Raw genomic sequence first — 18,532 nt, 5'->3', positions numbered from 1 at the left:
AGAAGCTCATATTCTCCCTTTCTTTGATTCATGGATATGATAAGCCGGAGGAGTGAAAGAGTTGTTCAATTACACGATTAAAAGGCTTTTACAGCTAATTCCTGTCCTGCTTGGTATGACATTTATAGTCTTTATGTTGATTCGTGCAATTCCTGGTAATCCAGCACAAGTTATTTTGGGACAGCAAGCGACAAAAGAAGCTGTAGAAGCATTGACTGTCAAACTAGGACTCGATCAGCCTTGGTATACTCAATACTTTAGTTATCTAGGCGGTATATTAAAAGGTGACTTGGGAGAATCGATGCGTACGCGTCTACCGGTTGCAGATGAAATCTGGCCCTATTTAGCGGCTACTTTGGAATTGGCACTATTCGCTATTATTATTGCCGTCATTGTAGGTGTCAACGCGGGAATCATCTCTGCGTGGTTCCAGAATTCCTGGTTTGACTACTCAGCGATGATATTAGCTTTAGTAGGAGTCTCCATGCCTATTTTCTGGTTAGGCTTAATGGGACAGTGGGCTTTTGCTATCGAGTTTCAATGGTTACCGACTACAGGCCGTGAAAACGTCCGGGATCCGGTTACAGCCATAACGCATTTATACATAATTGACACGCTCATACAAGGCAGGTTCGATCAGCTATGGGAAGTTCTGCGGCATTTGATCTTGCCTGGGTTAGCGCTTGCGACAATCCCGATGGCGATCATTGCGAGAATGACCCGTTCGAGTATGTTGGAAGTCATGCGTTCTGATTATATACGTACTGCACGAGCGAAAGGGCAAAAAATGTTCTGGGTTGTTTACAAGCATGCTTTGAAAAATGCGATTATCCCTGTTTTGACAGTCATAGGTCTGCAAATGGGCCTGCTTCTAGGCGGTGCTATTTTAACAGAAACCATTTTCGCATGGCCGGGCATTGGACGTTATATTTATGACGCGATCAATTTTAGAGATTATCCAGTCATACAGTCTGGTATCCTGATCGTTGCATTTATCTTTGTCATGATTAATCTAATCGTCGACTTGCTATATGGATTGATCGATCCGAGGATTAAGTATGATTGAGGAAGGGGGAACAGTTCATGTCAGAATTAACGCCTAAGGTAGATGGAGTTGCTGAAGTGCAATTAGAAAAGACAACAGGACCTTGGCGGGAAGCTTGGATAGGTTTTCGTAAGAGTAAGGTGGCGGTCGTTGGAGCTGCCATAGTGCTCTTCTTTATCCTCCTCGCTCTATTTGGTCCATTAGTGACAAAAGAAGGAATCAACGAACAGCTAATGGCAGATCGGCTGCAGCCTCCTTCTTCAGAATATTGGTTTGGAACGGATGATTTCGGCCGGGATATTTTTTCGCGTATTATCCATGGCGCTCGGATTTCATTATCTGTTGGATTTTTCTCGGTAGTCGGGTCGATTGTTGTGGGCAGTATTTTAGGAATCGTGGCAGGTTACTACGGCCGCTGGATAGATACGATCATTTCACGGATCTTCGATATCATGCTCGCTTTTCCTTCGATTTTATTGGCTATTGCAATTGTTTCTGTATTAGGTCCAAGTTTGCGTAATGCACTCATAGCTATTGCGATTATCAATATTCCAAACTTCGGACGATTGATTCGTTCCAAAGTGTTAAGTATTAAGGAAGACGAGTATATTACCGCGGCAAAGGCGATTGGAATGAAGGATTTACGGATATTGTTCTCGCACATTTTGCCTAATTCGATGGCACCGGTTATCGTACAAGGCACATTAGCAATTGCCACGGCAATTTTAGAGGCGGCCGCATTAGGTTTCCTTGGTCTTGGCGCGGAAGCACCGTATCCCGAGTGGGGAAAAATGTTAGCGGACTCTAAGGACTATTTGCAAAATGCCCCTTGGACGATGATTTTTCCAGGACTGGCGATCATGTTAACTGTTCTAGGATTTAATCTGATGGGCGATGGTTTACGTGATGCATTGGATCCGAAAATGAAAAGTTAACGATAAAAAATCTTTTCAAGTATGTATACTTGGAAAGATTTTTTGCGTTTCAGAATTGAATGGCCGATGATTCATTAGCTGGACTGTACCTATAATGGGTGCAGTTTTTTTGTTCCATACACTACTTTTACACATGAAATTTCGCTGCTCTCCGTTTGTCTAAAGAGAAATAGGGGAAAGATAATAGAAATTGTATTAGAGATGAGGTGGAGAAACTGAATAAAGTATTCACTGCTTTAGCTTTCATGGGTGTACCGTTAGTCTTAATCGGCTCTTATTTTCATTGGTCGGATTTGTGGATGTTTGCGCTTTGCTGTATAAGCATCATTGCATTGGCAGCTTTTATTGGCAGGGCGACAGAAAGCTTGGCAATTGTCAGCGGTCCACGGATTGGTGGTTTGCTGAATGCTACATTTGGTAATGCCGTTGAATTAATAATTTCTATATTTACACTGAAAGCGGGCTTGATTGGTATTGTGTTGGCCTCTTTGACAGGTTCTGTTTTAGGGAACTTGCTACTAGTTCTGGGACTATCCTTTTTCGCCGGAGGTTTGAAACATAAGCGCCAAAATTTCAGCATTTATGATGCTCGTTATAACTCGGCTCTGCTAATCTTTGCGGTAATTGTTGCATTTGTAATACCGGAAGTTTTCACAATGACGATGGATGAGAGTACAACACTGAATCTCAGTATTGGTATTTCGGTAATTCTCATTGCACTTTATCTAGCAGGATTGGTCTTTAAATTATTTACTCACCGAGGAGTATTTGGTTCAGATACGCATGAGACAGACGAAGTACCGGAATGGACGAAAAAGAAGTCTATCCTTGTTTTATTACTTTCAACTGTTGCAGTGGCATTTGTATCAGAGAAGCTAGTGCATACATTTGGTACCCTAGGTGAGAAGTTTGGCTGGTCTGAACTATTCATTGGGGTTATTATCGTTGCGATCGTTGGTAACGCTGCAGAGCACTCATCTGCAATCACGATGGCCATGAAGAATAAAATGGATGTTTCCGTTGAAATTGCAATTGGCTCAACTTTACAAGTGGCAATGTTTGTCGCACCAGTATTGGTGCTGATCTCGTTGATGATGCCACAAGCCATGCCCCTCGTATTCACTTGGCCGGAACTGATCGCCATGATCACCGCCACATTGCTAGTTGTGAATATTTGTCATGATGGCGAGTCCAACTGGTTTGAAGGGCTGACGTTATTCGCCGCGTATGTGATTATGGGTATCGGGTTCTTTTTATTGTGAAAAAATGAAGCACATGTGAAAACCCCGGTTCGCTATGCGAACCGGGGTTTAATTAGGATAGCCGTCCTTTGAAATCTTCATAGCCAAACTGTTTAACAATTTTAGTTTCGCCTTTAACTGTATGCAGCGCAATGGACGGCAAATTCATACCGTTGAACGTATTGTTTTTCACCATCGAGTAGTGAGCCATATCGCAAAAAACGAGACGATCACCGGTCTGTAAAGGAGCATCAAAAGAATAGTCTCCAATGACGTCACCTGCCAGGCAAGTAGGACCGCCCAAACGATACGTATAAGGTTTTTCGTTCGGCAAGCTGGCTCCGATAATTTCAGGACGGTACGGCATTTCCAACACATCAGGCATATGACACGAAGCCGAGGTATCAAGAATCGCAATCGGCATGCCGTTATGCAATGTATCGAGCACTGTAGCAACTAGGAAGCCGGTATTGAGCGCAACAGCTTCGCCCGGCTCCAAATAGACGTCCAATCCGTATTTATCCTTCATGAAATTAATCGAATGAATTAATGTTGCGTTGTCGTAATCAGCACGTGTAATGTGGTGTCCACCGCCAAAGTTGATCCATTTCATTTGCTTCAGATAAGGTCCGAACTTTTCATCGACCACTTGAATGGTACGCCATAATGTATCGGAGTTTTGTTCACACATCGTATGGAAGTGTAGACCGCTAATGCCTTCAAGTAGATCAGGCGCGAAATCAGCTGACGTGACGCCAAACCTGGAATGCGAAAAACAGGGATTATACATATCGACTTCAATCTCCGAGTATTCGGGATTGATCCGGATGCCGCATTCAACATGTTTTTCGCTCTTCTGGATTCGCCCTTTGAATCTCCGCCACTGTGCGAATGAATTGAAGACCAAATGATCGGAATAACGGAGGATCTCATCAAATTCATCTTCCTGAAAAGCAGGTGAATAGGTGTGGACTTCCTTACCCATTTCTTCATAACCGAGCCGGGCTTCCAGCAAGCCGCTTGACGTTACGCCGTTTAAGTATTCGCCAATTAAAGGATATACTTCAAACATGGAGAATCCTTTTTGGGCGAGCAAGATTTTACAGCCGGTTTGATCGATGATGGTCTTCATTTTTTGTAAGTTGTTTATGAGCAGCTGCTCCTCCACCACGTAACTAGGTGAAGGGACTGCTTTCACATCGAAGTTCATGTCATTCTCCTCAGTCGATCAATGTCGGATTGAAATCTTCATGCCAAGGCAAACCGTATTCATTCAATGCTTCCATAAACGGATCAGGGTCGAATTCCTCAATATTGAAGACGCCAGGTTTTTTCCATTTGCCAGTCAGCATCATCATGGCACCGATCATCGCAGGCACGCCTGTAGTATAGGAAATTGCCTGTGAGCCGACTTCTCGGTAGCATTCTTGGTGATCGCAAACATTATAGACGTAATAGGTTTTAGGTTCTCCATCTTTCGTACCTTGGTAAATACAGCCGATATTCGTTTTACCTTTAGTACGCGGTCCAAGTGAAGCTGGGTCTGGCAGAACAGCTTTTAAAAATTGTAGCGGTACAATTTGTTGACCTTCAAATACGATGGGCTCAATAGATGTCATGCCTACATTTTCAAGTACGCGTAAATGAGTTAGATATTTTTCAGAGAAGGTCATCCAGAAACGGATCTTTTCTATACCGGTAATATTTTTTGCCAATGACTCCAGTTCTTCATGATAGAGCAAATAGACATCTTTCGGACCGATTTCGGGTAGGTCATAGACACGCTTCACTTCGAGTGGCGCTGTCTCCACAAACTCGCCTTTTTCATAATAGCGGCCATTTGCAGTAATTTCGCGAATATTGATTTCAGGATTGAAATTTGTTGCGAACGGGTAGCCGTGATCGCCTGCATTGGCATCTACAATATCAATTGTATGGATTTCGTCAAAGTAATGTTTTAAGGCATAAGCAGAAAAAACACCGGTTACGCCAGGGTCAAAGCCGCTGCCAAGCAATGCAGTGATCCCCGCTTCTTCAAACTTTTCTTTATATGCCCATTGCCATTTATACTCAAATTTTGCTGTGTCGAGAGGCTCATAGTTTGCTGTGTCCAAATAGTCCACTTTTGTCTCTAGACATGCATCCATAATCGTCAAATCCTGATAAGGCAACGCGACATTGATCACGATATCTGGTTTGAATTCGTTAATCAATTCGACTAATTCCGCGACATTGTCGGCATCTACTTGAGCAGTTTGTATGTTTGTACGGCCGCCATCTAATTTTTCTTTCAAGGCATCACATTTTGCTTTCGTCCGACTGGCGATACAAATTTCCTCAAAAACATCCGGTACTTGACAACATTTGTGAACCACTACACTGGCTACTCCGCCAGCTCCGATAATTAATGCTTTTCCCATTAAAAACACCACCAATTTATAATTTTTTATTAAGTGCAATTGTTAATTCCCGTACAACTTTACAAGCGACAGCCGTCGATACACCGCTTTGGTCGTAAACAGGGGATAGTTCATTGACGTCACATGCCACGATATTTAAATTGCTGACCGTCAGTATAGCTGTCAGAAGGTCCATAAAGCTGACACCTCCAGCCTCAGGCGTCCCCGTTCCAGGGAAGACGGAAGGATCGAGCACATCCAAGTCTATCGTCAAATAGACGGGTTTACCTTGTAACTCTTGCACTGTATCTTCAAGTCCATCAAAATTAAATTTATTCATAAAAACATGCTGTTTAGCAGCCCACTCGAATTCAGGGCGATCTCCTGAGCGGATTCCGTATTGATAAATCCGATTGTCTCCAAGAAGATCCCAAACTCTTCGAATGACGGTAGCATGCGATAGACGTTGGTCTAAATAGTCTTCGCGTAAATCTGTATGAGCATCGAATTGAATGACATGCAGATCCGGGTAGCTCTTTGCCGCCGCGCGAACAGCACCCAATGTGACAAGATGCTCACCACCAATCATGCAAGGGATTTTTTGATCATCCAAAATCTTCGCGGTGAATTGCTCGATTTGTTCCAATGCACGTTCCGTATTGCCGAAACTTAATTCTAAATCACCGCCATCGAAGAGGCGATAGTCCGTCAAATCTGCGTCTTGATAGGGACTATACGTCTCAAGGCCGAATGATTCGCTGCGCATCACTTTGCTGGCAAAACGTGTGCCGGGTCGAAAGGACGTCGTGGAATCAAATGGAGCCCCAAAAACGACGAAAGAAGACTCTTGGTACTCAGCATCGAAACCAAGAAATGTTTCAATATTTTTATTCAGCATGGATTAACAGCTCCTTTACATAATTAGGCAATGCAAAAGAGCCTGCATGCAATTTAGTATTATAATAGTTTGTCTTCAATCCAAGCTCATTCCAGATATCCGCCTGTAAGTCTTCAATAGGATGATATTTTTTGGATGCAAAGCCAAACAGCCAGTGACCTGACGGATAAGTCGGTATATGGGCTTGATACACTTTAGAGATTGGAAAGAAGCCCATGATGCTTTTATGAGCACGCTGCATCCCGCGTGCATCTTCTGCGTAGAAAGGACTTTCATGCTGATTCACTAAAATGCCTTCATCGTTTAGTGCTTTATAACAATTGCCATAAAATTCTTTCGTGAAGAGACCTTCTCCTGGACCGAATGGATCTGTAGAATCGACGATGATCAAGTCGTACGCATTTTCTTGTTGACGGACGAATTTCAGTCCATCTTCGAAATATAGATTTACTCGTGGGTCTGTCAGCTGGGCAGCAGTTTTCGGGAGAAACTTCTGACATACTTCCACTACTTGTCGATCGATTTCTACCATGTCAATTTGTTTGATGTTTGGATATCTCGTCAGTTCGCGAACCGTACCGCCGTCACCAGCACCGATCACCAGCACTTTTTCAATGGCCGGGCTCGTTGCCAGCGGAACGTGGACAATCATGTCATGATAGATAAATTCATCTTTCTCCGTCACCATAACATAGCCGTCCAGTGTCAGGATCCTTCCAAATTCTGTAGATTGGAATACATCAATTTTTTGAAACTCACTTGTTGCCGTATATAAATGCTCTTCTACACGAAAAGAAAAACGCACATGCGGTGAATGATCTTCGGTATACCATAGGTTCATCGGTCAGCCTCCTTTACTACATTGATGATTTCTACATTTGGATCTTCGGTCCCCGTTAAGAAACAACCTTTTTCCTGGCAGTATTCGATATAGTCAACAATCTCTTTTGTCACACGTTCACCCGGTGCGACGATCGGAATACCCGGGGGATAGCACATAACAAATTCACTGGCAACACGGCCGACTGCATTTGGTAATGATAATATTTCTTTGGGCGCGTAAAATGCCTGTTGAGGTGTTTGAATGATCTCAGGATTGATATATTCATGGTCGAATAAAGAGCTTGAGTCCCTTTTATAACGTCGTCTGATTTCAGTCAACGCAGCTATGAGACGTTCCAAATCAAGCTTTCGATCACCGACGGAAATGTAAGCCAAGATGTTCGCCACATCGCCGAATTCGATTTGGATATCGTATTCATCCCGCAAAATATCGTACACCTCAATGCCGGCCAAACCTATTCCGCGCGTATGGATTGACAGCTTTGATTCATCAAAATCAAAGATGGTATCCCCATTGATCAATTCCTTTGAGTACGCATAGAAGCCATCGATTTTATTGATTTCATCTCGTGTATATTGGGCCATCTCAATTACTTTATTGAAGATTTCCTGACCATGCAGTGCCAGGTTTTTTCGTGAAATATCGAGCGACGACATCAATAGGTAGGAGCCACTCGTTGTTTGAGTCAAATTGATGATTTGACGTGTATAGCCCTCACTTACTCCATTGTTGATCAATAAGAACGAGCTTTGTGTTAGCGATCCGCCCGATTTATGCATGCTGACGGAAGCCATATCAGCTCCGACAGACATAGCCGATGCAGGAAGTCGGTCATTGAAATAAAAATGCGTGCCGTGAGCTTCATCCACCAGTACGAGCATCTCGTATTCATGTGCTAGTTCAGTAATTTCTTTTAAATTAGAGCAAATCCCGTAATACGTTGGGTTGTTGATCAGTATCGCTTTTGCGTCAGGGTGTTCCAAGATGGCAAGTTTCACTTCTTCGACCGCCATACCGAGCGGAATTCCAAGATTATCATCGACACCGGGATTGACGTAAACAGGCACAGCACCGCTTAAGATTAATGCATTGATTGCGCTACGATGAACATTGCGCGGCATGATAATTTTCTCTCCTGCTTTACAGGCTGTCATGACCATCGCTTGAACTGCAGATGTCGTGCCGTTAACGAGCAGGAAAGCATGTTTTGCGCCAAATGCTTCAGCTGCCAATAGTTCAGCTTCCTTGATGACTGAAACCGGGTGGCATAAATTATCGAGTGGTTTCATCGAATTTACGTCGTGTTGCAGACAGGTTTCACCTAGGAACGCAGCCAACTCACTGTTGCCGCGTCCATGTTTATGTCCTGGTACGTCGAATGGGACAACTCGAGCAGCTTGATAGCGCTGCAATGCTTCCATGATAGGGGCTCTTTGTTGTGAATGTATCACGATTTTCTCCTCACTCATTTTCATAAACATTGGAACCGCTGAAAATTTCAATCATCTCTTTTCGTAAATTATGAGAGATTTGAAGCCGTTCCTTCGGCGGAAGTTCTGAAACGTCTTTATTGAATAGGTAATCCTGCAAATCAATTTCTTTAATTAGCATTTTTGTATGGAAAATATTCGATTGGTACACATTAACATCAATAGCGTCATACTTCTCTAAAGTTTTTCGATCAATAAAATCTTGGATGGAAGTCATGGCATGATCCATAAATAACTTTCTACCGTCGACGGATCGCGTGAAGCCTCGTACCCGGTAATCTGCTGTGATGATATCCGAATCAAAGCTGCCAATCAGATAATCCAATGCATTCAATGGCGAAATCTCTCCACATGTCGACACATCAATATCCACCCGGAATGTCGCAATTGAGTTATCAGGATGATACTCGGGATACGTGTGGACCGTCACATGACTTTTATCTAAATGGCTAACGACAGAATCCTTTTCAGGAGGGAAAGGTATAGCTCCTTGATTGCAAGAAGGATCGATCTGTGAAGCAGGAAACTTTTCTTCCGAAATCATTAACGTGACACTTGCGCCTTGAGGATCGTAGTCTTGTTTGCTGACATTTAATACATGAGCACCGATCATTTCGGTCACATCATATAGAATCTTAGTCAATCGTTCTGAATTATATTGCTCATCGATATAGGCGATATACTCACTTTGCTCTCGTCTACTTTTCGCATAGCTTACATCATATATGTTGAAGCTAAGAGTTTTGGTGAGGTTGTTAAAGCCGTAGAGCTTCAGCTTATTTTCCAACCTTAACATCCGTCCTTTCTATTCATATTGTTCAAATCTATGTGCATAAAAAAATCCCTCCCCAATCTACATGCGCGTGCACAAACATGACAGATTGGAGAGAGACCTTTACTCTGTTGGCTTGTATATAAAAGACGATATACGTTTAGAGGGTATCCTCTAGTCTATTACATAACAGGTGATCAGCTTGGTGAAATATTCACAGAATTACTCTTCCTAAATTTAAAAAACTTATGAAATTGATTTCATTATAAAGGAAAATCACAAAAAAACAAACCCTTTTTTTTGAAAAAAACATGTCGATATTTCGTCAATAAAAAAAGTTATGAATTGTCGTACTAAGAAGATTGCGATATGGTATAGGGTAAACATCTTATTCTTATGGAGGGGTTTAAATGAATCATACGACAGTCGAATATTTGGAAAAAGTACGGCAAGATTTTGAAACGAGTCCATTTTGGAAATTTGCAAGTTTGCAAACGAAAAAACTGGAAGAGGGCGATGTGGAATTATATCTGCCGTACCGTCCAGAATATGATAATGTGCGTGGTACAATTCATGGCGGCATGTATATGTCTATCTTAGACACAACGATGGGTATGCTTTGTCGCTCACTAGGCTCGGATGATGTTATGACCATTCAAATGGCAACACAGTTCCTGAAGCCGGTTGTTCAGGAGTCCGTCTATTCCAAAGCATCTGTGATCAATCGGAGCCGCAGTACGGCGTTAGTGGAAGGTAAATTGTTTAATGAAAACGACGAGTTGGTCGCACATTGTACTGCCACTTTTAAATTGAAATGACGGTGCTTTGAAGTTGACGGCATGAATAAAAAACAGCCAAGCTTGAATGCTTGGCTGTCAGTAGGTGGTCATCCTTTTGGAATAAAGGTCTGACAATCTGTTTCTGCGGAGTCTTTTGCTTTTTTTCCTTTTCTGGTCACTACTTTGATTTCTTCTGCACCACATTGGTTGCCGGATTCCCAGAAATGACAATTAGTCACTTCGCATAATACATCTTTTGCCATTCGACACACCTCCCTTTTCATATTGATGCCCAGAAAGATTGAATTCATGCTGAACAATTAGAATAAAAGAGCAAAACTAGGTTGAATAATATGCGTGCGTTTATTGGCACATGCAACTCCGTCTGAAATGAAAAAACAGCTGGGATCATTTCAAATGATCCCAGCTGTTGTAAATTCTGGTCATTAAATTTGTAAGAGGGTCAAACTAATACAACCGTCTCTTTAGGGAAGGATAACTCTACAATACGCTGAACTTCCTCGCCTTCGAGTGTTTCTTCTTTATAGAGAGCATTGACTAATTCCTCAAATTGATAGGCGTGTTCCTTGATCAAGGATTCGGTCTTTTGCGCCGCCTGATTAAAGAGCATTTGCATCTTTTCTTCTTTTTCGGCTTTATTGAAGATCAAAGAAAATCCATCTTGAAATAAGCCTGTATTCACCATACGGTCAAGAATGTCTTTCGCTTGTTCGACATCACCGCCAACACCGATACTATGCTCACCTAAGTATATACGTTCTGCAATACCGCCAGCTAAAATCATACTCACTTGATCTAGTAATTCACTGGCTGTTGATAAATGCAGTTCTTTTTGAATAGGCGCCACATAGCCGAGCGCTTGTCCGCGAGGAATAATGGTCGCTTTTCTTACGGAACCTGGTTTGGTCAATGCGGCGATAAGCGCATGACCTGATTCGTGAATGGCAACTCGGCGCTTCGTTTCCTGATCATTCAGAGTGCGCGCTGTATTCCCAAGAATCGTCCGGTCTATCGCAAAATCCAAATCATGCTTTTCGATCAGCTTGCGCCCTTCTCTGATTGCGCGACGGCTGGCCGTTTCAAATAATCCGCTGATTTCAGCTCCTGAAAAACCAGATGTGCTCTCAGCAAGAGTATCTAAAGAAGCGGTGACGTTTGGCGCCAATGTTTTACCGTTTGTATGGATATCGATGATTTCCCGACGTCCTTTTGTATCGGGTAACTGCACGTTGAATGTGAAATCGATACGGCCGGGACGCAAGAACGCATCATCTAGCATATCTTTTCGGTTGGTTGCCGCGATGAACAGTACACCATCATTGTCATTACCGCCATCCAATTGAACAAGTAATTCGGTTAATGTTTTTTCAGATTCCTCACCGCCATGCTCTTTCCGTTTTCCGGCCAGCGCATCCACTTCATCAATAAAAATAACAGCAGGGCTTTGTTTGCGAGCGTTTTGGAATAATGTCCGGACACGCGAAGCACCGACCCCTACAAATAATTCAGTGAAAGAAGCACCGCTTGAAGAATAGAAAGTGGCACCGATCTCCTTCGCCATTGCTTGAGCCAACAGTGTTTTGCCTGTTCCAGGAGGACCGTACAGCAAAATCCCTTTTGGTAATTCAATGCCCATGTCTTTGGCAGTTCCTGGATTTTTAAAAATTTCCAACATTTGCTGGATCTCTTCTTTCATTTCTTGTGGAAGACCGCCGATGTCCTCAAGTGTAATATCGGGCAGTGGTGTTGCTTTAGATGCCTGATGTTTCATGCCGGACGCTCCGATATTTAACTTGCCTTTTTTGTGGAGTAGGAACAATGTGACGAGAGCTGCCAATACTAATCCCCCAATGATCCATCCTCCAGCTGAACCGGCTGTTTTATATTGATAAGATATATTATATTTTTGTACTAGATCGTCCACTAACGTACTTTGTGGACGGACCATGGTGAAGTATGTCTGATTATCTAGTGTAAGGGATAGTTCTCCATCAGCTGATTCATTCAGCGTCAGCGCAGCACCTGATTGCTCAGCAATCAATTTTTCCATCTCTGCAAAAGAGATTTCCTGACCACCAGTTCCTTGTAGATAGTTCCATGTGACTCCTGCAGCGATCGCCGTGACAAAGAGGACTAAAATTAGAATCTTTGATGCTAATTTCGAGATAGGCTTCAAGGTCAGCTACAGCTCCTTTTCTAAGTTACTTCAAAGTATAATGAAAAATAGTAGTTTTGAACAGTACAAAAGCCTACGAAATAGTTACAAATTCTTTACGTTGTGAGTAAATACCTAGCAAGTTAGCGATTTATTACTAGGCGCTAGAATTGAAAAGGAGGTAAACGCGAAGAGTATACAATGAAAATCAGGAGATTCTCTTAGTGATCGTCTTTTTTCATGAACGGGAAAGGAGCGAACCAAAGCCTCCCATATAAAAAAGAGTCGCCTGAAAAGTCAGTTGGAAATGACTTCTCAGACACCCCTTATTTCTGAACAATATCCTGTAACACGGCATACCCGTTGTGTACTTTTATTTTTGCGATGAGCTGTCCTTCACGCGAAAGATCCTCTAGACGCTTGCCTGTATTTTCAGGGACATAGAAACGATCGGGCAGAAAGTTGGCGTAATAAGTCGTTTGCGGATTATATGGAGATTGACCGTAATAATGCATACGTCCCTTCAAAAATACCCCGCTATCGGGTTTTTCTGCAGTCACCATTTTTAGTCCGTATTTGTTTTTGTCTTCCTGCTGCAACACGGCATAGACAACCATCTTTCCGTATGATTCAGTTGAAAGTTCTTTCAATAAAGCTGGGTCCATGTCTTTCGCTTGAACTTCTTCCACAGCAAACTGTAAGCTGACATAATCTCCGTATAAAATATCACGAGGATCGACAGGCACGGTCTCCAATAAAATTGGCGTACCGACATTCAGTGTCCACAACGGTTTCCACGTCATAGACAAAAGTACAACGAGTGGAGCAATAAAGGCCATTAGAAATAGATTCCTTTTATTCTTCATGGCGCTTCACCGTCTCTCGTCGTGATTTTTCAAACCAGAATCCGAATGCGATCAAAAGCAAGCCGCCAATTATGAAAAATAAAGACTTTGGCATGAAGTCATATGTGATGTCTGTGTAATACCGATAAATTAACGCACAAGTGATCAAAATTGCGGGCAGGCTGTTTTGCTTCAAGAAATAAACCAATAGGATAATGAATAAAGCAGTGAATATATAAGGTGCAATGGTTTCCAACTGCCATTCTCTCCAAGAATAGGGGAAGGTCAGCATGATACCCACAGTACCAAATAGGAAAGAACCAATCCAAGATGACTCCGTACGGAAATGTTTGATAGGAAATAAAGCTATCAACAGACCACCGGTAAAGACGATCAACATGGAGATCCATTCGTCAAAATGGAATGCTTCCAGCGTATTGACAATAAATGCTGTTGCCAGCAAGGTCGACATGACAAAGAGTGAACTTTTCCTGCCAAACCTTTTTTCATTCATCCAAAATAAGATAGGAAGAAGTAATAGTAACCAATAAGGTCCGAAACTGCCAGGTTCGAAAGCTGTAAAACTATAGATTATTAAAAAAACACTTGCGAATACGGCAAGAAGTTGATCCTTCAGATAATAAGCGAGAGGAAGGATTCCGACAGCCCATAATAGAAAGTCCGTGTAGACAGTATGCTGCAAATGAAAACTTTGGCCAACTAGAAAAATGCCTGCACCATAAATAGCTGCTCCAATGTAATACATGCTGCGAGCTGTTCTTTCATAGTTTGGTTCCAATTTGTATCCGGCCGAATACGATAAAATAAATGCGATGACAATTAATCCGAATTTAGAAAATGGAATCAGTCCATCCCAGTTGCCGGCTATGAAACTTAATATGCCAACCCCTACCAATATAGCTCCGAAGACAAGCAATAAACGTACGAAATTCGTCGCGCCCTTTGGTTCGTAAAGTGCAAGTAAGTCTTTAGCATCCTCTGATTCTAGTTTTCCATGTTGCTCAAGAAAGTTGAATTCTTGTTTTAAGAAAGCGTACTGTGGTTTGCTTACTTTTCTCTTCACTCCTTTTCCCTCCTATCATGTCAGTACTAAGTAGACGTAATATTTTGTATAAAGTTACATCTGCCTAGCGCTTAGATTTTCTTAGGTTACTATCATACTGGAAAAACACACGGGAAGTTGAATGTTTTTTAGTATACTTCGGATGGAAATCCTGTCTAAAAAGTCTGAAATCCAACTCAATTCACTAAAAACCTACTTGACTAATAGGAATAATCATAATACAATGTAAACATCTTTTAACTGAAGTTGACAGGCTGGTTGGGTCTTGTCGATGAGATGATGACAAAAGAGAATACTATATTAGTTTGCGAGGGTGATGAATGTGGCGTTACAAGTTACGAACAGTCCTTTTAGTGAAGAGCAAGTAGAATTGCTGAATCGTCTGCTGCCTAGCATTACGGAAACTCAGCAAAATTGGCTGAGCGGCTATTTGACAGCGATCAGTGCGGCAACATCTCCGCCAAGCGGGAGTCATATTGCTGTTGTTGAACGTCCGGCAATAGAGGTGCCGACCGCAGTGAAAGAAATAACTATTCTTTATGGTTCCCAGACAGGCAATGGGCAAGGGGTTGCTGAACAAGCGGCAGCGAAATTAAAAGAACAATCCTTCGATGTAACGATCCAGTCAATGAGCGATTTCAAGCCAACTACATTGAAAAAACTTGAGCATTTACTTCTGGTAGTCAGTACACATGGAGAAGGGGACCCGCCTGACACAGCGTTGCCTCTATACGAATTCTTACATGGACGTCGAGCTCCAAAACTGGATCATCTTCAGTATTCCGTATTGGCACTCGGAGATAGTTCATATGAGTTTTTCTGCAAGACGGGGTCAGACTTTGATAAAAGACTTTCGGAGTTGGGAGCTACCCCGCTAGCGCCGCGTGTTGATTGTGATTTGGATTATGATGAGCCGGCTGCACAGTGGTTGGCAGCAGTGGAAGTCGCATTACAAATTCAGACTGGCGGACAGTCTGCGGCAGCTAGTCTAGAAGTCGAAAACACAACCTCCACTCAATATTCTCGAATGAATCCGTTTCGCGCTGAAGTACTGGAGAATATAAACCTAAACGGGCGAGGGTCAAATAAAGAGACCAGACATTTGGAACTGTCATTAGAAGGTTCTGGTTTAGTATATGAACCAGGTGATAGTTTAGGAATTTTTCCTGAAAATAATTCCGAGTTAGTTGATAAAGTTATAGGTGAAGGGTCTTGGAACCCCGAAGAAACGGTAGAAATTAATTCGCAAGGAGAGCGTCGTGCACTCCGTGTTGCTCTATTAAACTACTTTGAGATTACTGTGCTGACAAAACCACTGCTTGAAAAATTATCGAACTACTCTGAATCAGAACGATTGAAACACCTACTGGAATCAGAGCAAGCGTCCGAATTGCGGACGTATATCGAAGGGCGTGATTTACTGGATGCACTTAAGGATTTCGGACCGATTTCAGCCTCCGAGCAACAACTGATCGGAATTCTGCGTAAACTGCCTGCAAGACTTTATTCAATTGCTAGTAGCCTACAAGCCAATCCGGATGAAGTACATCTTACTGTTGGAGTAGTTCGCTATGAAGCGCATGGACGCAGCAGGCAAGGGGTCTGTTCCATTCAATGTGCGGAAAATCTTGAACCGGGCGATACGCTGCCTGTCTATGTGCATAAAAATGACAACTTCCGTTTGCCGACAAACCCTGAAACGCCGATTATCATGATTGGCCCAGGCACCGGTATCGCACCTTTCCGTTCATTTATTGAGGAGCGCAGCGAGACAGGCGCAGAAGGGAAGTCATGGCTGTTTTTTGGAGATCAGCATTATGTGACGGATTTTTATTATCAAACAGAATGGCAAAACTATGTGAAAGATGGGAGCTTGTCTCGTCTGGATGTGGCGTTTTCTCGTGATACCGAAGAAAAAGTATATGTTCAGCATCGAATGAAAGAGGCGAGTCAAGAATTCTATCAATGGATTGAAGACGGTGCTGTAATCTATGTATGCGGTGACGAGCAAAACATGGCAAAAGACGTTCATGCTACATTGCTGGAGATCCTTCAGCAGGAGGGCGGAAAAACGTTGGAAGAATCAGAACAATTCATGACGCAACTGATTCAGGAGAAACGTTATCAACGAGATGTCTATTAAATCAAATGAAAGGGGAATGGTGAAATGGCTTCAACAACAAAACGAGTCCATATACAAGACGGACCGCCAAGTGATGTGGAAGAAATAAAAATTGAAAGTGATTACCTACGGGGGAATCTGATCAATACGATGAAGGATTCAATCAGTGCTGGAATACCGGACGATGATAACCGGCTGATGAAGTTTCATGGCAGTTATTTGCAAGATGATCGGGACGTGCGGACAGAGCGTCAGCGTCAAAAATTGGAACCTGCCTATCAATTCATGATACGGGTCCGTACGCCAGCTGGCTTTGCTACGCCGAAACAATGGCTTGTAATGGATGAACTGGCACATAAATATGGTAATGGTACATTGAAATTGACAACTCGACAAGCATTCCAGATGCATGGGATTTTGAAATGGAATATGAAGAAAAACATTCAGGAAATGAACGATGCATTACTGGATTCGATTGCAGCTTGTGGAGACGTCAACCGGAATGTGATGTGTAGTCCAAATCCAAACGAATCACCGATCCATGCGGAAGTCTTTGAATGGTCGAAACGACTGAGTGAAGACTTATTACCGAAGACAAGTGCATATCATGAGATCTGGTTGGATGGCGAAAAAGTAATCGACAGTACGGAAGAAACCGAAGTGGAGCCAATCTATGGAGCAACCTATTTGCCGAGGAAATTTAAGATCGGGATTGCGGTTCCGCCGATGAATGATGTGGATGTTTTCTCGCAAGATATCGGTTTGATTGCGATTGTAGAGAACGGCAAGCTGAAGGGATTCAATGTAGCAGTAGGCGGCGGAATGGGTATGGCGCATGGTGACGAGCAGACGTACCCACAGCTGGCCCGATTGATTGGTTATATACCGGCGGATCAAGTCGTTGAAGTTGCCAAGCAGCTGATGATGATTCAGCGAGATCATGGAAATCGTTCTGTGCGCAAGTACGCACGTTTCAAATATACAATTGATGCACGTGGGCTGGATTGGCTCATTGGGGAACTCCATAGCCGTCTCGGATGGGAATTGGAAGAGGCTCGACCTTATCATTTTGATCACACAGGAGATCGTTATGGATGGGTCGAAGCGACGAACGATTGTTGGAATTACACATTTTTTGTGGAAAATGGCAGGATCCGTGATACAGAAGGTTATCAACTGATGACTGCTTTACGGGAAATTGCAGAAATCCATACAGGTGACTTTCGTTTAAGTCCAAATCAAAACTTGGTTCTTGGCGATGTGACGACTACGAATAAGAAAGAAATCGAGAAGATCATTGCTCGCTATGAATTGGAGTCTGCCACTTCGCAATCGTCTTTGCGACGTAATTCCATGGCGTGTGTCGCATTGCCGACTTGTGGCTTGGCAATGGCGGAAGCAGAGCGTTATTTACCTTCATTAATTACAAAGATCGAAGGCTTGCTGGATGAGGCGGGTCTTGGCGATGAAGAGATTGTGACACGGATGACAGGTTGTCCGAATGGCTGTGCACGCTCGGCGTTAGCGGAGATCGGTTTCATTGGAAAAGGGCCAGGTAAGTATAATATGTACTTAGGCGGTGGATTTGCCGGTGAACGACTGAGTAAAATCTATCGGGAAAACATCGGAGAGAAGGAAATTTTAAGTGAATTGCAGCCAATCCTGAATCGCTATGCGAAAGAGCGTGAAGCAGGTGAACATTTTGGGGACTTTGTCATTCGTGCCGGAATAGTGGCAGCGACTACGGATGGAACAAATTTTCATACAGTTTAATAGTTTGCAGAAAAACGAAGTTGTCCGAGAAGTCATTTTCACCTGACTTTTCGGGCTTTTTTATGGAGGGAAATATGTTTATTTCGGCCGGTCAGCGGAAAGAGAGAAGGTGCGGTGCATGGAAGGATT

Annotated in this window: 16 protein-coding genes; 6 read left to right on the top strand and 10 right to left on the bottom strand. The window is 42.9% G+C overall.

Going from position 1 to position 18,532, the window contains the following annotated elements; translation table 11 throughout:
* Positions 1–61: 61 nt before the first annotated feature.
* The 3 genes from B5D59_RS14365 (at position 62) to cax (ending at position 3,242) form a co-directional block, all read left to right on the top strand.
* Positions 62–1,066 (top strand): ABC transporter permease, encoded by a 1,005-nt coding sequence (locus tag B5D59_RS14365; protein ID WP_078818413.1) that lies wholly within the window; start codon positions 62–64, stop codon positions 1,064–1,066.
* Positions 1,067–1,083: 17 nt separating this feature from the next.
* Positions 1,084–1,980 (top strand): nickel transporter permease, encoded by an 897-nt coding sequence (nikC, locus tag B5D59_RS14360; RefSeq protein ID WP_078818412.1) that lies wholly within the window; start codon positions 1,084–1,086, stop codon positions 1,978–1,980.
* A 215-nt stretch (positions 1,981–2,195) separates the two neighbouring features.
* Positions 2,196–3,242, top strand: coding sequence for a calcium/proton exchanger (gene cax, locus B5D59_RS14355; protein ID WP_078818485.1), 1,047 nt, complete (start codon positions 2,196–2,198; stop codon positions 3,240–3,242).
* A gap of 52 nt (positions 3,243–3,294) precedes the next feature.
* On the opposite strand, the gene nspC is transcribed toward cax, so the two are convergent.
* Genes nspC through speD form a run of 6 tightly spaced genes read right to left on the bottom strand, consistent with a single transcriptional unit; the run spans position 3,295 to position 9,648 of the window.
* Positions 3,295–4,431, bottom strand: a complete 1,137-nt coding sequence (gene nspC, locus B5D59_RS14350; RefSeq protein ID WP_078818411.1) for a carboxynorspermidine decarboxylase — start codon at positions 4,429–4,431, stop codon at positions 3,295–3,297.
* A 10-nt stretch (positions 4,432–4,441) separates the two neighbouring features.
* Positions 4,442–5,641 carry a saccharopine dehydrogenase family protein gene (locus tag B5D59_RS14345; RefSeq protein WP_078818410.1) on the bottom strand — a complete coding sequence of 400 codons (1,200 nt, stop codon included), beginning with the start codon at positions 5,639–5,641 and terminating at the stop codon, positions 4,442–4,444.
* 16 nt (positions 5,642–5,657) lie between these two features.
* Positions 5,658–6,518, bottom strand: a complete 861-nt coding sequence (gene speB, locus B5D59_RS14340; protein WP_217698595.1) for an agmatinase — start codon at positions 6,516–6,518, stop codon at positions 5,658–5,660.
* Complete coding sequence (gene speE, locus B5D59_RS14335) at positions 6,508–7,359, bottom strand: polyamine aminopropyltransferase (protein WP_078818409.1); 852 nt, start codon at positions 7,357–7,359, stop codon at positions 6,508–6,510. Before speE ends, speB begins: the two co-directional genes overlap by 11 nt.
* Complete coding sequence (locus tag B5D59_RS14330) at positions 7,356–8,843, bottom strand: aminotransferase class I/II-fold pyridoxal phosphate-dependent enzyme (protein WP_176132595.1); 1,488 nt, start codon at positions 8,841–8,843, stop codon at positions 7,356–7,358. The genes speE and B5D59_RS14330 overlap by 4 nt, the downstream gene beginning before the upstream one ends.
* Positions 8,824–9,648, bottom strand: coding sequence for an adenosylmethionine decarboxylase (gene speD / locus B5D59_RS14325; RefSeq protein ID WP_078818407.1), 825 nt, complete (start codon positions 9,646–9,648; stop codon positions 8,824–8,826). The genes B5D59_RS14330 and speD overlap by 20 nt, the downstream gene beginning before the upstream one ends.
* A 386-nt stretch (positions 9,649–10,034) precedes the next feature.
* Between speD and B5D59_RS14320 the strand changes: the two genes are divergently transcribed.
* Complete coding sequence (locus B5D59_RS14320) at positions 10,035–10,442, top strand: PaaI family thioesterase (RefSeq protein WP_009498505.1); 408 nt, start codon at positions 10,035–10,037, stop codon at positions 10,440–10,442.
* A 68-nt stretch (positions 10,443–10,510) separates the two neighbouring features.
* Here the strand turns inward: B5D59_RS14320 and B5D59_RS14315 are convergent, their stop codons facing one another.
* The 4 genes from B5D59_RS14315 to B5D59_RS14300 form a co-directional block, all read right to left on the bottom strand.
* On the bottom strand, positions 10,511–10,666 hold the full coding sequence (locus tag B5D59_RS14315; RefSeq protein ID WP_078818406.1) for a DUF1540 domain-containing protein: 156 nt from the start codon (positions 10,664–10,666) through the stop codon (positions 10,511–10,513).
* A 200-nt stretch (positions 10,667–10,866) separates the two neighbouring features.
* Positions 10,867–12,600, bottom strand: coding sequence for an AAA family ATPase (locus tag B5D59_RS14310; RefSeq protein ID WP_009498503.1), 1,734 nt, complete (start codon positions 12,598–12,600; stop codon positions 10,867–10,869).
* Positions 12,601–12,905: 305 nt separating this feature from the next.
* On the bottom strand, positions 12,906–13,418 hold the full coding sequence (locus tag B5D59_RS14305; RefSeq protein WP_176132594.1) for a GDYXXLXY domain-containing protein: 513 nt from the start codon (positions 13,416–13,418) through the stop codon (positions 12,906–12,908).
* 16 nt (positions 13,419–13,434) lie between these two features.
* Positions 13,435–14,508 (bottom strand): DUF2157 domain-containing protein, encoded by a 1,074-nt coding sequence (locus B5D59_RS14300; protein WP_009498500.1) that lies wholly within the window; start codon positions 14,506–14,508, stop codon positions 13,435–13,437.
* Between the two features lie 322 nt (positions 14,509–14,830).
* Here B5D59_RS14300 and B5D59_RS14295 point away from each other — a divergent pair, with 322 nt between their 5' ends.
* Both B5D59_RS14295 and cysI read left to right on the top strand, forming a co-directional pair.
* On the top strand, positions 14,831–16,651 hold the full coding sequence (locus tag B5D59_RS14295) for an assimilatory sulfite reductase (NADPH) flavoprotein subunit (RefSeq protein ID WP_040759814.1): 1,821 nt from the start codon (positions 14,831–14,833) through the stop codon (positions 16,649–16,651).
* A gap of 24 nt (positions 16,652–16,675) precedes the next feature.
* Entirely contained in the window at positions 16,676–18,403 is a 1,728-nt protein-coding gene (gene cysI, locus B5D59_RS14290) for an assimilatory sulfite reductase (NADPH) hemoprotein subunit (RefSeq protein ID WP_078818404.1), read from the top strand.
* Positions 18,404–18,532 lie beyond the last annotated feature (129 nt).

It is taken from the genome of Sporosarcina newyorkensis (genome assembly GCF_900167515.1).
GTDB lineage: Bacteria > Bacillota > Bacilli > Bacillales_A > Planococcaceae > Sporosarcina > Sporosarcina newyorkensis.
Note: the sequence above shows the minus strand (reverse complement) of the source record. Positions and strands in the feature narration are given on the sequence as shown.